Source organism: Mycobacterium sp. 852013-50091_SCH5140682 (assembly GCF_001665685.1).
Lineage (GTDB): Bacteria > Actinomycetota > Actinomycetes > Mycobacteriales > Mycobacteriaceae > Mycobacterium.
The window spans coordinates 18863-32327 of record NZ_LZTB01000142.1 but is presented as its reverse complement, the minus strand read 5'-3'; the positions used below and the strand labels follow the sequence as shown (position 1 = coordinate 32327).

Genomic DNA, 13465 nt, shown 5'->3' with positions numbered 1-13465 from the left:
TCAGCCGGGCAGCCGGTCCAGTGCCGTCTGCAACCGGCTGATCGACGAGGTCACCCCGTACGCCGCGGCCAGGTCGGCGACCTTGGCCGGGTCTTTCGCGGCCAGTGGCAGCGCATCCGACGGCGTCGAGAACGTCACGGGCGCATCGATCGCCACGCGCACGACCGGCTCGGCCGCTGCGATGTAGTCGGCGGCGGCAAGCAGTTTGGCGCGGTGCGACTTGGACATCGACACCGCGGTGTCCTGTGCGGCGGCCTGGATCGCGGCCAATGAACCGTGCTGGGCCAGCAGCGTCGCCGCGGTCTTCTCGCCGATCCCGGCCACCCCGGGCAGCCCGTCGGACGGATCGCCACGCAGCAATGCCAGTTCGGCATACGCGGCGCCGGCCCGGTCAGCGGGCACCCCGTACTGCTCGGCCACCTCGACCGGCCCGAACTTCGTGGCCTTGGCCAACCCGCGCCCGATGTAGAGCACCCGCACCGGCGGAGCCGGCTCGTCACGCACCAACTGCAGCAGGTCGCGATCCCCGCTGACCACCACCACAGGATCGGTCTGCTCGCGGGTGGCCAGGGTGCCCAGCACGTCGTCGGCCTCGTACCCGGCCGCCCCGGCGGTCGCGATGCCGAACGCGTCCAGCAACTCCATGATCATGGCGACCTGGGGGGTCAGCTCGTCGGGCACTTCCTCGATATCCGGTATCCCGTCGGGCTCGGGTTCTGCCACGCGGTGAGCCTTGTACGACGGCACCAGCTCCACGCGCCATTGCGGTCGCCAGTCGTCGTCCCGGCACACCACCAGCCGGCTCGGTCGTTCGTTGGTGACGAGCGTCGCGACGGAGTCCAGGAAGCCGCGCACCGCGTTCACCGGTCGGCCGTCCGGTGCGGTGATGGACGACGGGACGCCGAAGAACGAGCGGAACCACATGCTGGCGCCGTCGAGGAGCAGGACGGGGGCGGTCATGAAATCCTCCGGAACATTCCAGCGACAGTAGCCTGAGGTATGTCCTTCGCCGTCAACCGTATTGACCATGTCGTCCTGAACTGTCGCGACGTCGAGGCCACGGTCGACTTCTACGAGCGGGTCCTAGGCATGCGCAAAGAGGTGTTCGGCGCGGGCCGCATCGCCTTGGTGTTCGGGAATCAGAAGATCAACGTGCGGCCGACGGGTTCACCGAACTGGGTCACCGGCGTCGTCGATGCGCCCGGCTCGTTGGATCTGTGCTTCATCGCCGACGTCGACGCTTCCGCGGTCGGCGAGCATCTCGCAGCGTGCGGGGTTCAGATCATCGACGGCCCGGTCCCCAAGACCGGCGCGCTCGGGCCGATGACCTCACACTATTGCCGCGATCCCGACGGCAACCTGGTCGAGGTCGCCAGCTATCAGGCGCACCACTAGCCTCGAGCACCATGACCCTCAGCCGATTCAGCACCGACGTCTACGCCCACCGGCTTTCCGCGGCGGCCGCCGCCGCGGGTGAGGCGGGCCTGGCCGGGCTGGTCATCACGCCCGGCTACGACTTGCGCTACCTGATCGGCTCGCGGGCGCAGACCTTCGAGCGGCTGACCGCGCTGGTATTGCCCGCGCAGGGCGAGCCGACGGTGGTGGTGCCGCGCCTGGAGCTGGCCGCGCTCAAGGAGTCGGCAGTCCCGGAACTCGGTGTGACAGTGCGGGATTGGGTCGACGGCGAGGATCCGTACCGGATGGTCGTGGACGCGCTCGGGGGACAGGCCGTCGCCGTCACCGATGCCATGCCTGCGCTGCACCTGCTGCCGCTGACCGAACTGCTCGGGGTGGTGCCGGTACTGGCCACCGATGTGCTGCGCCGGTTGCGAATGATCAAGGACGGCGCCGAGATCGACGCGCTGCGCAAGGCCGGGGCGGCCATCGACCGCGTGCATGCCCGGGTGCCCGAATTCCTGGTGCCCGGCCGCACGGAGGCCGACGTGGCTGCTGACATCGCCGAAGCCATTGTGGCCGAAGGGCATTCGGAGGTCGCGTTCATCATCGTCGGCTCCGGGCCCAACGGTGCCGACCCGCATCACGAGTGCTCCGACCGCGAACTGCAGGCGGGCGACATCGTCGTCGTCGACATCGGCGGGCCGTACCAGCCGGGCTACAACTCCGACTGCACCCGCACGTACAGCATCGGCGAGCCGGATCCGGAGGTGGCGCGCCGCTACACGGTGCTGCAGCGCGCACAGCAGGCCGCGGTGGCGGCGGTGCGGCCCGGCGTCACCGCCGAACAGGTCGATGCGGCCGCCCGCGACGTGCTGGCCGCCGAGGGCCTGGCGGAGGCCTTCGTGCACCGCACCGGCCACGGTATCGGGCTGTCAGTGCACGAGGAGCCCTACATCGTGGCCGGCAACGACCTGCCGCTGGAGGCGGGCATGGCGTTCAGCGTCGAGCCGGGGGTGTACTTCCCGGGGCAGTGGGGGGCGCGTATCGAGGACATCGTGATCGTCACGGCCGACGGCGCGGAATCGGTGAACAACCAGCCGCACGAGCTGATCGTGGTGCCTGAGGGCTGAGCGCCGCCGGGTTACTCGCCGCCGCTGCGGTCCAGCAGATCGGACGAGCCGAGCACGCGCTCGACGCGAACCTCGATCACGACGCGGCGGGGATTGACCCGCGGGGTGCGGTAGCGCTGCGCGTACCGGAGTTCGGCGTCGCGCACCGCATCGGTCTCGGTGCTGACGGTCGACTTGCCCTCCAGCGACAGCCAGCGGGCGCCGTCGACCTGGCTGAGCACCGCGACGCCGCGCTCATGGGCGTTGATCGCCTTCTGCGATCCGCCGGTGGTGATGACGCGAGCGATGTGGGTTTTGGGATCGAAGGTGAAACCGACAGCGACGACGTGCGGGGAATTGTCCGAGCGCAGCGTCGTGAGCATCGCCAGATGGCGCTCGGTGAGAAACGCCAGAGCGTCATTGGTGAGCTTGGTGGTTGCCTTGCCCCGTGACGTAGCCATCGGCCTCCACGCTAGCGCAGGTGATAATCGCTGCCGTGAACGACACGACAGACACGGCACATCCCGCCCCCCGGGTTGTGGTGATCTTTGGGGGTCGTAGCGAGATCGGGGTCGAACTGGCCACCCGACTGGCTGCGGGCGCGACCGTGGTGCTCGCCGCCCGCGGGGCTGAGCGGCTGACCGACGAGGCTGCCGCGGTGCGGGACGCCGGTGCGGCGGCCGTACACACCTGCGAGTTCGACGCCGACGACGTCGCTGGACATGCGGGCCTGATCGACACGATCGAAGAGGCGCACGGGCCGATCGACACCGCGGTCCTGGCTTTCGGAGTGCTCGGGGACCAGGCCCGCGCCGAGACCGATACCGCGCACGCGGTCGCCGTGGTGCACACCGACTACGTCGCCCAGGTGAGCCTGCTGACCGAGCTCGCACGGCGCATGCGGGCCGCGGGCCGGGGCTGCCTGGTGGTGTTCTCCTCGATCGCCGGGGCCAGGGTACGACGCGCCAACTACGTCTACGGGTCAGCCAAGGCCGGCCTGGACGGGTTCGCCTGCGGGTTGAGCGACGCCCTGCACGGCACCGGGGTGCAACTGCTGATCGTGCGACCGGGTTTCGTGATCGGGCGCATGACCGAGGGCATGGACCCAGCGCCGTTCTCCAGTACCCCCGCGCAGGTGGCCGAGGCGGCCGCGGCGGCGCTGGCGGCAGGCAAGCGGGCGGTGTGGGTGCCGTGGGTGATTCGGCCGATGATCTTCGTGACGCGGTTTGTCCCGGCCGCGATCTGGCGCAGGATGCCGCGATGAGCGCTTGCGCGAAGAGCAGGGGGCACAGATGAGCCGCATCATCGTGGTCGGCATCGGGGCCGACGGCATGGCAGGCCTCGCGCCATCGGTACGTGCCGAATTGGCAAGGGCGACAGTGGTGCACGGGTCCAAGCGGCAACTCGATCTGCTCGACGGCACCGTCTCAGCGGTCCGGCGGGCGTGGCCGTCGCCGATGACGCCCGCGCTGCGTACCCTGCTCGACGGTGCCGACGGTGACGTGCACGTCATCGCCAGCGGGGATCCGCTGCTGCATGGGGTGGGCAGCGTGTTGATCCGTATGTACGGCGCCGATGCGGTCACGGTGCTGCCGCATGTGTCGTCGGTGACGCTGGCGTGCTCGCGGGTCGGGTGGTCGGTGCAGGACACCGAGATCATCAGCCTGGTGACCGCCGAGCCGCACACCGCGGTGCGCCGCGGTGGCCAGGCCGTGGTGCTGTCCCGGGACAGCACGAGTCCGGCGGCCCTGGCCAAGCTGCTGGCCGACACCGGCCGTGGGGACTCGGAACTGACGGTGCTTGAGCAACTCGGTGGGCCGCGGGAACTGCGCCGCTCGGCGACGGCGCGAGAGTGGGCATCGCGGCCGCCTGCCGATGTCGATGCGCTCAACGTGATGGCGGTGCGGTATCTGCCCGACGAGCGTCGCGCGCACGCCCTGCCCGATGACGATTTCGACCACGACGGCCAACTGACCAAGCAATCGATCCGGGCCGTGACGCTCGCGGCGCTCGGGCCCCGGCCGGGGGAGCTGTTGTGGGATGTCGGCTCCGGATCGGGCAGCATCGCCATCGAATGGTGCCGCAGCGCGCCCGGCTGCCGGGCGATGGCATTCGAGCGTGATCCGCAGCGCCGCAACCGCATCAGTGCCAATGTCGTCGCGTTCGGCGCGCGGGTGCAGGTGCGTGGGGCGGCGCCGGAGGCGTTCGACGACGGACCCGCGCCGTCAGCGGTCTTCATCGGCGGCGGCGTCACGCAGCCCGGCTTGGTGCAGGCCTGCCTCGACCGGTTGCCCGCCGGCGGCCGGCTGGTGGTCAACGCAGTCACCGTGGAGTCAGAAGCTGTTGTGGCGCAGTGGTATTCGAAGGAAGGTGGCGAGTTGCGGCGCTATCAGCATTATCAGGGTGGCGCGATCGGCGGGTTCACCGGATGGCGCCCCGCGCTGCCCGTCACCCAGTGGGCGGTGGTGAAGCCGTGACGGTCTATTTCATCGGGGCCGGTCCCGGTGCGGCAGATCTGATCACGGTGCGCGGTCAGCGGTTGTTGAGCAGCTGCCCGGTCTGCCTGTACGCCGGGTCGATCATGCCCGACGACCTGCTGGCGCTGTGCCCGCCGGATGCCCGCATCATCGACACCGGACCGCTGAACCTCGACCAGATCGTCGATGAGCTGGTGGCCGCCGACCGCGCGGGGCTCGACGTGGCCCGGCTGCACTCCGGCGACCCGTCGATCTACAGCGCGCTGGCCGAACAGTGCCGCAGGCTTGACGCCGCAGGCGTGCGCTACGAAATCGTGCCCGGTGTCCCCGCATTCGCGGCCGTCGCCGCGGTGCTGGGCCGCGAACTCACGGTTCCGGGAGTGGCGCAGACGGTCACCCTGAGCCGGGTCGCGACGCTGTCGACGGCGATGCCCGACGGCGAGGATTTGCGCACGCTCTCCGCGCCGGGGGCGACGCTCGTGCTGCACCTCGCTGCCGCGCAGATCGACCACATCGTGCCGCAACTACTCGCCGGCGGCTATCGGCCGGAAACCCCGTGCGCGGTGGTGGCATTCGCGAGCTGGCCGCAGGAGACCGTGCTGCGCGGCACGCTGGCCGACATCGCGGAGCAGATGCACGCCGCCGAGGTCACCCGTACCGCGGTGATCGTGGTCGGTGATGTGCTTGCCGCCGAAGGCTTCTCCGACAGCTACCTGTATTCGTCGGACCGCCGCCGGGGGAGCAGGCACTAGTGAGGCTTCTGCTGCTCGGGGGCACCGGCGAGGCCCGGGCGCTGGCCGCCGCGCTACATCCAGACGTCGAGATCATCAGCTCACTGGCCGGGCGGGTGCCCGAGCCTGCCCTGCCGGTCGGTCCGGTCCGGATCGGGGGCTTCGGCGGCATCGACGGCATGCGGAACTGGTTGCGCGACGAGCGGATCGACGCCGTGGTCGACGCGACCCATCCGTTCGCGGCCACCATCACCGCGCACGCCGCACAGGTGTGCGCCGAGCTCGCTCTGCCACACCTGGTGCTGGCCCGTCCGGCCTGGCAGCCCGGTGATGCGATCGTGGTGGACTCTGACACCGAGGCTGCGAAAGCTGTGGCGGACAACGGTTATGCCCGCGTCTTCCTGACGACCGGCCGATCGGGAACCGCGGCGTTCCGTGGCGTCGACGCGTGGTTCCTGATTCGTGCCGTCACCGAACCCGAGCTCGAAAGCCTGCCCGAACATCATCGATTGTTGTTGTCGCGCGGCCCTTATCGCTATGAGGGGGAGTTGGCCCTGCTCACCGAGTACCGCATCGACGCCCTGGTCACCAAGAACAGCGGCGGTGCCATGACCGAGCCCAAGTTACGGGCCGCGGCGGACGCCGGGGTGGCGGTGATCATGGTCGACCGACCGCCTCTGCCGGTCGGGGTGCATGCGGTGGCCACCGTCGATGAGGCCTCGGACTGGGTCAGGGCACGGGTCAGAGCGCGTTGATCAACTCCAGCGTGCCGAGCTCGCGGATGGCCTGGCAGCCGCGTTCGGCCATCACCACCATCATGTCGTCGCCGCGTTCGGTGGAAGTCGCGAACGCACAGCCCAGTACGGTGATCAGCGGGGCCTGCAACATGCCCAACCTAGTCGTACCAACAACTTTCGCGGTCGTATCCGGTGACACCGTGAACCTGCAGGGCCTGGTGGTATTCATCGACGAGCTCGGCTTCGGCCGCGGCCCGGACTTCCGGGCAGAGACTGGTGGCGGTGAAGTACGACAGATCACGTGTCGGCAGGCCCGAACCCAGCGTCTGCCAGTCGACCACGGTGATGCGGGTACCGTCCGGATCGAACAGCATGTTGTCCAACCGATAGTCGCCGTGCAGCACTGCGAACCGGTCGGGTGCGGCCAGCAACCACGGCGTCACCACCGACATCGCGGCCCGCATGGTGTCGCGATTCTCGCCGCTCATCCGCTCGCCGAGCCGGTCCAACGTGATATCGGTGGCCATCTTGGCGATGTCGCCGAAACCGTTGGCCGCAGCGGGTTCGGGCTTGGGCATCACGATGCCGGGGAAGTTCGTCCACCGCGGGTCGCACCAGGTCGGGCCGTGCAAGGCGGCCAGGGCGCGGACCGCCAGCGTCGCCTCGGCCTGGGTGCACCCCGCGATCTGATCACCCTGCACCGCGGGGGCCATATCGGCCAGCAGCAATACGAAATCGGTGCCGTCTGCGGCTATTTCGCAGTGGTGACAGTGCGGTACCGGGATCTGCACGTGGTCGGCGACAGTGGTGTAGAACGCATGCTCGGAGCGGTAGCCGATGGCCACGCGGTCACGCACGGTGTGGTCCTGCGACGGCAGCTTGACGGCGAAAGTGCCAGGAAAACCTGGGTTTTCGTCGGTATAGGTGACCGATACGCGGTAGGTGGCGCCGGTCTGGCCGGTGCCGATCGGCGTGGTCTCGGCCGTGCGTACATCGGTTCCGAGGACCGCCGAGAGCCACTCGGGGGTGACGTCGGTCGGCTTGCCGGGGATGGGCACCGTGGTGGTCACCCCGTCGACCCGTAGATGGTGCCCATCCAGATCGCCTCTGCGCCGTCGAGCAATTGGCGGCGGGTCAACGGTCCACCGATGATGGAGCGCTCGAGCAACCGATCGTTGAATTCCAAGAGCAACCCGGCCAGCACCGCCGGATCGGCCCCGTCGGGCGCCCGGCCGCTCGCGCGCTCGGCGGCGATCACCCCCGAGACGGTCGGGACGAACGACTCCCTGGCCGCATCCCACAGATCGCGGACGGCGCCACTGGTCCCGCGGGCCTCCAGCATGGCGCGGAACAGGTACCGGTGCTCTTCGGCGGTGCGCAGCACGGCGTCGATGGTGTCGCGAATCCGGGTGCGGGGCGGGTTGTCGGTGTTGGCCAGGATGGTGTTGGCCGCCAACAGTGCGTCGTGCATGGGCTTGAGGAGGGCGGCCACCGCGGCGGCTTTGTTCTCGAAGTAGAAGTAGAACGCCGACCGGCCCACACCGGCCTGCCGGGCGACCTTGGCGATGTCGAGCGAATCGAACCCGGTCTCCATCAGGTGCTGGTTGAGCGATTCCAAGATGGCTGCGCGGCGCTGATCGCTGCGTTGCGGCTGGCGGCGATCGGTCCGGGACCGCACCTGTGCGCCGAGTTGTGCCACTGGCCTCCCTACCGACGGGTGTCACACTGAACGAATGTGACGCCGGACACTAACGCTGATTCTGACAGTCGTCAATCGTTGTCGACAGGAGTCTGTTTGCTCCTCACGTCCGCGAAGTCAGCCCTGCCCGATCAACCGCCTCAACTCATCCGACGCGGCCATGCGGGCGGCGTCGGCGTCCTGACGAAGCGAGCGGATCTGCGTGTCGAGCCCGTTGACCCGGTTCTGCAGTTGCTCGAGCTGGTCGACCTGCCGGCGGCGCAGTTCACCCTCTGGGCCGTCCGAGCCCAGCACCTTGAGTTGTTCGGCGATGCGGCTCTGCGCGGCATAGTCCTCGGTACGGCCGGCTTCGAGGCGTGCGCGTTCGGCGTCCAGGCGGTCGGCATGCTCCCAACGCTGCAGCACACCGGAGAGCTCGTCGATGGTCGCGGCGTCCAGCGACCGGCCGGCCAGCCATTGTTCCAACTGGCGCGGTGACAGTTGCCGGTAATCGATCTCGGTGTAGACCGGCCAGGTTTCCAGGACCGTGGCGTCGACGGTCTGGTGCCCGGGTACCGAGACCCGCACGCGGTGCCAGCGTCCGTCGGTGTCGATGTCGGCGACACCATCCATCGGGGCGACCGTGTGCTCCCGAACGCGGGGCAGTTCGAAGATCACGTCGACGGTCTCGTCGTGATCGTTCTCGGCGCGCAGCGTGTAGCGCTTCTCGAACCGCTGCTCTTCGACCACGGCGTCGGCGCCCAGCCGGACCCGTGCGGTCACCCTGTCGGCGGTGCTCTTGCTGCGGCACCGCACCGCCAGGTCCTTCGCAAAGGCCAATCGCACCTTGGCATCTCGCGCGGTGAACGGAACCATGGCCTCTCCGGCGTAGCTGTCCTGCTCGTAGATCACCGCGGGCCCTTCTTCCAACACCACGCCGGTGCTGTTGGTGAAAGCCAACACGACGTCGGGCGCAGGTGGCGCGCCGTCACGCCACACCAGTTCACGGCGGACCCCGTCGACGGGCGTCACCGCAAGCGGAACCATGGCCGCGCCGCCGCGTTTCAGCGATACCGGCGTGGTCAGACGGTACTCGAAATGCTCACCGCTGTCCGAGGTTTCGACGTCTGCTGCGGCGTCCGCGTACGCGCCGAAAGAACTTCCGGCCATCGCCATCCCGGCGGGCGCGGCGACGGGCATTGCGGCTCCGGCGCGGGTGGCCTTCGCAACGGCCACGCGTTCGGGTTCCTCGACGACCGCGCGCCTCACCTTCCTGCCGTGGTACAGGTCGATGTCGAACGAGATCGGTTGGCCGGTGGTCAATGTCAGAGAGATGTCGGTGAGGTCTTCGTCAACCGGGTTGTGCACGATGCCCATGGCGGCCAGCACCAACGTGTCACCGTCGCGGACCAACCGGTAGGACACCCGCCACATCGGCGCCGGGACGATGTAGGACACCCGCGCCTGCTGCGCGCTGCCCCGGATCTGCACGGCCACTTGGCAATCCTGGCCTGCGGTCGCGGCGCGGGACCGGTCGATCAGGTACGCGAGGTCCGCGCGGGACGGATCTTCGATCAGGTCGACCCGGTCGGTCTCCGCGAGGTCGACCAGACTCACCGCGCCGGCCTCGGTGCGCAGCACCAGAAGTCGGCGATTCTCGCCGGACTCGTCGACGCCGATGACCTCGCCGCGATGACGTCGATCGCCGCAGCGCACCTCGACCACCCGGCCTCGCAACGCCTCGATGAGTCCGAGAAGTGCGCCACCCGGCTCCAGCAGCAGGTTGCGTCCGGCGAGTTCGGTGCGCGGATCCGACGGTGTGTCGAACGCGATGGTGCCCACCGATGCCTGCCCGCCGGTGATGTCCACCGTCAGGGACTTCAACACGTCCTTCATGTCGTCGCGGCGGAACGTCAGTTCGAGGTCGCCGTCGACGGGGCCGCTGCGGCTGACGTAGGCCACGCCGTGCTTGTACATGACGAGTCGGTCCACCGCGGGGCGTGTGCTCATAGCGCGACCCTAGCGGTGCCCGCCGATCAGCTCGGGTAGCGCCGCGGGGTGAAGACCCGGTCCTGATCCTGATCGGTGTACCACTGCGTCTGCGACGAGCCGATGATCAGCAGGCACCGCATGTCGACCTCAGCGGGGTCGAGGTCGGCCAGCCGCACCACGCGGACACTTTCACCGCTACCGGGCTGCGCGCCGGACACCGCCCGCCCGATGATCACCGGCGTGTTCGGATCGCGGTGCTCCAACAACAGATCGCGCATCGCGCCGACCTGCCAGGTTCGTGTCTTGGACGCCGGGTTGTAGATGGCGAGCACCAGATCGGCCTTGGCCGCCGCGGTCAACCGAGAAGCGATCACGTCCCACGGCTTGAGCCGGTCGGACAGCGAGATCACGGCGTAGTCGTGGCCGAGTGGCGCGCCGGCCCGGCTGGCGACGGCCTGGGCGGCGGTCATGGCGGGGATGACGCGAACCTCGACGCCGGGCCACTGCTTGGCCTCTTCGAGCACCGCGGTGGCCATCGCGAACACCCCGGGATCCCCGGACGAGACCACTGCCACGGTGCGGCCCTGTTGAGCCAGGCTGCACGCCAGTTCGGCGCGGGCGGGTTCGTCGGTGTTGTCGCTGGGGTGGTGGCGCTGCCCGGCGCGAACGCCGACCCGTTCCAGGTACGGGAAGTACCCGATCAAGTCGGTCGCCGCAGCCAGCTCGCGTCGGCTCTGCGGCGTCATCCAGTCTGCGTCGCCCGGCCCGAGCCCGATCACCACGACACTGCCCGTCGCCGGGGTCGCGACGCGACCTCCGCCGGGGATCATCGCCAGCGAGAAGTACGGCACCTTGCCGGGGTCGATGTCGGCGGCGGGTGCCACCCGCTGGCGATCGGTGCTGGCCCGTTCCACGTAGTACGCCTCGTCGAGCCGGCCTGTCGATGAAAGAGCTTCGCGCACAGCGGTATACGACCGGCCGAGTTTGAGGATCACCGCGGCGTCGGTGTCGGACAGCCTGCGCTTGAGCTCGTCGGCGGGCAGCGTGCCGGGCAAGATGGTGAGCACCTCGTCGCCCTGCACCAGCGGTGTGCCGGTGGCGGCCGAGGCCGCGCTGACCGATGTCACACCGGGCACGATGACGGCGTCGAACCGCTCGGTGAGCCGGGTGTGCATGTGCATGTACGAGCTGTAGAAGAGGGGATCGCCCTCGGCCAGCAGGGCGACGTTGCGGCCGGCCTCCAGGTGCGCCGCGATGCGCTCGGCGGATTCGGCGTAGAAGTCCTCCATCGCGCCCGCGTACCCGCCGGGATGCTCGGTGGTCTCGGTGGTCACCGGGTACACTAGGTGCTCCTCGATCTGGCCTGCCCGCAGATACCGCTCGGCGATGCCCCTGGCGATGCTGTGACCGTGCCGGGCGCTGTGATAGGCGACGACGTCGGCCTCGCCGATCAGGCGAGCGGCCTTGACCGTCACCAGTTCTGGATCACCCGGGCCAAGGCCGATGCCATAGAGCGTTCCCCTGGTTGTCATTCGCGTTCGCTCGCAATCGCATTGACAGCCGCGGCGGCCATCGCGCTACCGCCGCGCCGACCGGTCACCACCAGATAGGACATACCGCGCGGGCGCTCGATCAGTTCCTCCTTGGACTGCGCGGACCCGACGAAACCGACCGGACCGCCGAGCACCGCGGCGGGAACCGGAGCGCCCTCGTCGAGCAGTTCGAGCAGCCGGAACAGGGCCGTCGGGGCATTGCCGATCGCCACCACCGAGCCGCCGAGGCGGTCGGCCCACAGGTCGACGGCGGCCGCGGAGCGCGTGCTGCCCAACCGGGTCGCCAGTTCGGGGGCGCGCGGATCGGCGACCAGCGACACCACCTCGTTGTCGGCGGGGAGCCGCGGGCGGGTGATGCCCGCCGCCACCATGGACGAATCGCACAGCACCGGCGCACCCGCGGCTAGCGCGGCATGTGCCCTGGTGACCACGTCGGCGCTGAACGCGACGTGGTCGGCGACGTCGACCTGGCCGCAGGTGTGGATCAGCCGGACCACGACCCGCGAGACGTCGGCGGGAAAACGGTCCAGATCGGCCTCGTCGCGGATCGTCGCGAACGACTGCCGGTAGATCTCCGCAGCGTCGCGGATGTAGTCGAGCACGGGCTCACCCTACGGGTGCGTGATTCGGAGGTGGTAGCCGTCCTCGCCCGCCACCAGCACCTCACCGACCGGGGGGCTGCCGCAGGCGCGCTCGCACCCGACGAAATGCCGGTGGGCGCTCGCCGGGGTGGTGACCGCGTCGGCGGCGTCGGCCCGCACATCGGCCAGTGAGTTGGCGCATCCCGGGCTGCCGGTGCAGGAACTGACGTCCAGCCACGGGGAATTCTCGTCGAAGATCAGCCCCATCGGCGCCAGCACCCGCAGCGACACGTCCGCCACACCCTCATCGAGGTCGCACACCAGAACCGACCGCCACGGCGTGATCACCAGCGGCGCCTCGATCGCGGCCAGGAACTGTGCCGTGCGGGCCTGTAGGACACCGAGCGGCACACCCGCGCCGAGGGTGATCCGACCGTCGCGCTGCTCGAGCCAACCGACCGGGGGCCGGATCGTCGGCGGCCACTGCGTCCCGGCGTCAGCGCTGAGCGCACGTCCGGCCAGCAGCGGTGCGGTGTCGTCGAGTTCGCTTACCCGCCAGCGGGTTCCGCGGATCGCGCCGAATCGTGCCGCCGTCTCGACGAGGGTCGGCACCACGTCCGCGACCGTCATCCGCACACCCGTATCGGTACCGGACAGCAGCAGGGCCGCGGTATTCGCGTCGAGCATATGGGCGCCGACGTCGGCGGCCAGCCCGGACACGTCGCCGGTGCCGTCGTCGAGGCTGAACCAGAACCGGCCAGGCAGTTCGGCGAGCACCGGATGCGCTTGGATGGCCCGGTCCAGTTCGCCGACCAGCCCCCGCACGTCGGCCAACCCGCCGCAGCGCCCCGACAACGGGGACGCGACGATGTTGCGGACGCGCTCGTGGGAGGGCGAGGGCAGCAGGCCAGCGTCGGTCAATGCCGCGGCCACCGCATCCGTGTCGGTGATGGCGCGCAGCTGTACGTTGCCGCGCGACGTGAGTTCCATTGCGGGGGAGCCGAACTCATCGGCCACCTCGGCAAGGGTGGCGAGCTGTACGGGGCTGATCATGCCGCCGGCCAGCCGGATCCGCGCTAGGGCGCCGTCGGCGGCCCGGTGCACAGTCAGTGCGCCGGGGCAGGCATCGTCGTCTCGGGTTCGGGTCATGTCCGGCTCCATTCTAGGAACTCGCTGGCCGCGTCCTGAATTCGTGCGACGATTGTGCAG

The 13465-nt window shown here is 69.5% G+C and carries 13 protein-coding genes and 1 pseudogene; 6 read left to right on the top strand and 8 right to left on the bottom strand.

Annotation, left to right across the window (positions count from 1 at the left end):
* Positions 1 to 960 carry a 5'-3' exonuclease gene (locus tag A5784_RS37170; protein WP_064949854.1) on the bottom strand — a complete coding sequence of 320 codons (960 nt, stop codon included), beginning with the start codon at positions 958 to 960 and terminating at the stop codon, positions 1 to 3.
* A gap of 39 nt (positions 961 to 999) precedes the next feature.
* Between A5784_RS37170 and A5784_RS37165 the strand changes: the two genes are divergently transcribed.
* A complete protein-coding gene (locus A5784_RS37165; RefSeq protein WP_064949853.1) occupies positions 1000 to 1395 on the top strand; it encodes a VOC family protein in 396 nt (131 codons plus the stop codon).
* Between the two features lie 11 nt (positions 1396 to 1406).
* Positions 1407 to 2528, top strand: a complete 1122-nt coding sequence (locus A5784_RS37160; protein ID WP_064949852.1) for a M24 family metallopeptidase — start codon at positions 1407 to 1409, stop codon at positions 2526 to 2528.
* Between the two features lie 11 nt (positions 2529 to 2539).
* Here the strand turns inward: A5784_RS37160 and A5784_RS37155 are convergent, their stop codons facing one another.
* Complete coding sequence (locus A5784_RS37155; protein WP_029373018.1) at positions 2540 to 2968, bottom strand: F420-dependent biliverdin reductase; 429 nt, start codon at positions 2966 to 2968, stop codon at positions 2540 to 2542.
* Positions 2969 to 3003: 35 nt separating this feature from the next.
* On the opposite strand from A5784_RS37155, the gene dprE2 reads away from it, so the two are divergent.
* Genes dprE2 through A5784_RS37135 form a run of 4 tightly spaced genes read left to right on the top strand, consistent with a single transcriptional unit; the run spans position 3004 to position 6470 of the window.
* Positions 3004 to 3771, top strand: coding sequence for a decaprenylphospho-beta-D-erythro-pentofuranosid-2-ulose 2-reductase (dprE2, locus tag A5784_RS37150; protein ID WP_064949851.1), 768 nt, complete (start codon positions 3004 to 3006; stop codon positions 3769 to 3771).
* Positions 3772 to 3799: 28 nt separating this feature from the next.
* The gene (locus tag A5784_RS37145; RefSeq protein ID WP_064949850.1) at positions 3800 to 4984 is read left to right on the top strand and encodes a bifunctional cobalt-precorrin-7 (C(5))-methyltransferase/cobalt-precorrin-6B (C(15))-methyltransferase; all 1185 of its coding nucleotides are present in this window, start codon (positions 3800 to 3802) and stop codon (positions 4982 to 4984) included.
* Positions 4981 to 5736: a precorrin-4 C(11)-methyltransferase gene (gene cobM, locus A5784_RS37140; protein ID WP_064949883.1), complete on the top strand. Its 756-nt coding sequence runs from the start codon at positions 4981 to 4983 to the stop codon at positions 5734 to 5736. The genes A5784_RS37145 and cobM overlap by 4 nt, the downstream gene beginning before the upstream one ends.
* Positions 5736 to 6470 (top strand): cobalt-precorrin-6A reductase, encoded by a 735-nt coding sequence (locus tag A5784_RS37135; RefSeq protein ID WP_064949849.1) that lies wholly within the window; start codon positions 5736 to 5738, stop codon positions 6468 to 6470. Before cobM ends, A5784_RS37135 begins: the two co-directional genes overlap by 1 nt.
* Here A5784_RS37135 and A5784_RS37130 read toward each other — a convergent pair.
* From A5784_RS37130 to cobG, 6 genes and pseudogenes are all read right to left on the bottom strand, one after another.
* Positions 6457 to 7522: pseudogene (locus A5784_RS37130) on the bottom strand (phosphotransferase family protein). The gene A5784_RS37135 and the pseudogene A5784_RS37130 overlap by 14 nt on opposite strands.
* Positions 7519 to 8130, bottom strand: coding sequence for a TetR/AcrR family transcriptional regulator (locus A5784_RS37125; protein WP_064949884.1), 612 nt, complete (start codon positions 8128 to 8130; stop codon positions 7519 to 7521). The pseudogene A5784_RS37130 and the gene A5784_RS37125 overlap by 4 nt, the downstream one beginning before the upstream one ends.
* Positions 8131 to 8268: 138 nt before the next feature.
* Positions 8269 to 10140: a hypothetical protein gene (locus A5784_RS37120; protein WP_064949848.1), complete on the bottom strand. Its 1872-nt coding sequence runs from the start codon at positions 10138 to 10140 to the stop codon at positions 8269 to 8271.
* A gap of 26 nt (positions 10141 to 10166) precedes the next feature.
* The gene (locus A5784_RS37115; RefSeq protein ID WP_064949847.1) at positions 10167 to 11654 is read right to left on the bottom strand and encodes a precorrin-2 C(20)-methyltransferase; all 1488 of its coding nucleotides are present in this window, start codon (positions 11652 to 11654) and stop codon (positions 10167 to 10169) included.
* Positions 11651 to 12277 (bottom strand): precorrin-8X methylmutase, encoded by a 627-nt coding sequence (locus A5784_RS37110; protein ID WP_064949846.1) that lies wholly within the window; start codon positions 12275 to 12277, stop codon positions 11651 to 11653. Before A5784_RS37110 ends, A5784_RS37115 begins: the two co-directional genes overlap by 4 nt.
* A gap of 9 nt (positions 12278 to 12286) precedes the next feature.
* Positions 12287 to 13405, bottom strand: a complete 1119-nt coding sequence (cobG, locus tag A5784_RS37105) for a precorrin-3B synthase (protein WP_064949882.1) — start codon at positions 13403 to 13405, stop codon at positions 12287 to 12289.
* Positions 13406 to 13465 lie beyond the last annotated feature (60 nt).

Excerpts from the sequence above, each read along its gene's own strand:
- A5784_RS37155 (WP_029373018.1), bottom strand. The coding sequence starts at position 2,968 with ATGGCTACGTCACGGGGCAAGGCAACCACCAAGCTCACCAATGACGCT.
- cobG (WP_064949882.1), bottom strand. The coding sequence starts at position 13,405 with ATGACCCGAACCCGAGACGACGATGCCTGCCCCGGCGCACTGACTGTG.
- A5784_RS37115 (WP_064949847.1), bottom strand. The coding sequence starts at position 11,654 with ATGACAACCAGGGGAACGCTCTATGGCATCGGCCTTGGCCCGGGTGAT.
- A5784_RS37120 (WP_064949848.1), bottom strand. The coding sequence starts at position 10,140 with ATGAGCACACGCCCCGCGGTGGACCGACTCGTCATGTACAAGCACGGC.
- A5784_RS37165 (WP_064949853.1), top strand. The coding sequence starts at position 1,000 with ATGTCCTTCGCCGTCAACCGTATTGACCATGTCGTCCTGAACTGTCGC.
- A5784_RS37145 (WP_064949850.1), top strand. The coding sequence starts at position 3,800 with ATGAGCCGCATCATCGTGGTCGGCATCGGGGCCGACGGCATGGCAGGC.
- A5784_RS37160 (WP_064949852.1), top strand. The coding sequence starts at position 1,407 with ATGACCCTCAGCCGATTCAGCACCGACGTCTACGCCCACCGGCTTTCC.
- A5784_RS37170 (WP_064949854.1), bottom strand. The coding sequence starts at position 960 with ATGACCGCCCCCGTCCTGCTCCTCGACGGCGCCAGCATGTGGTTCCGC.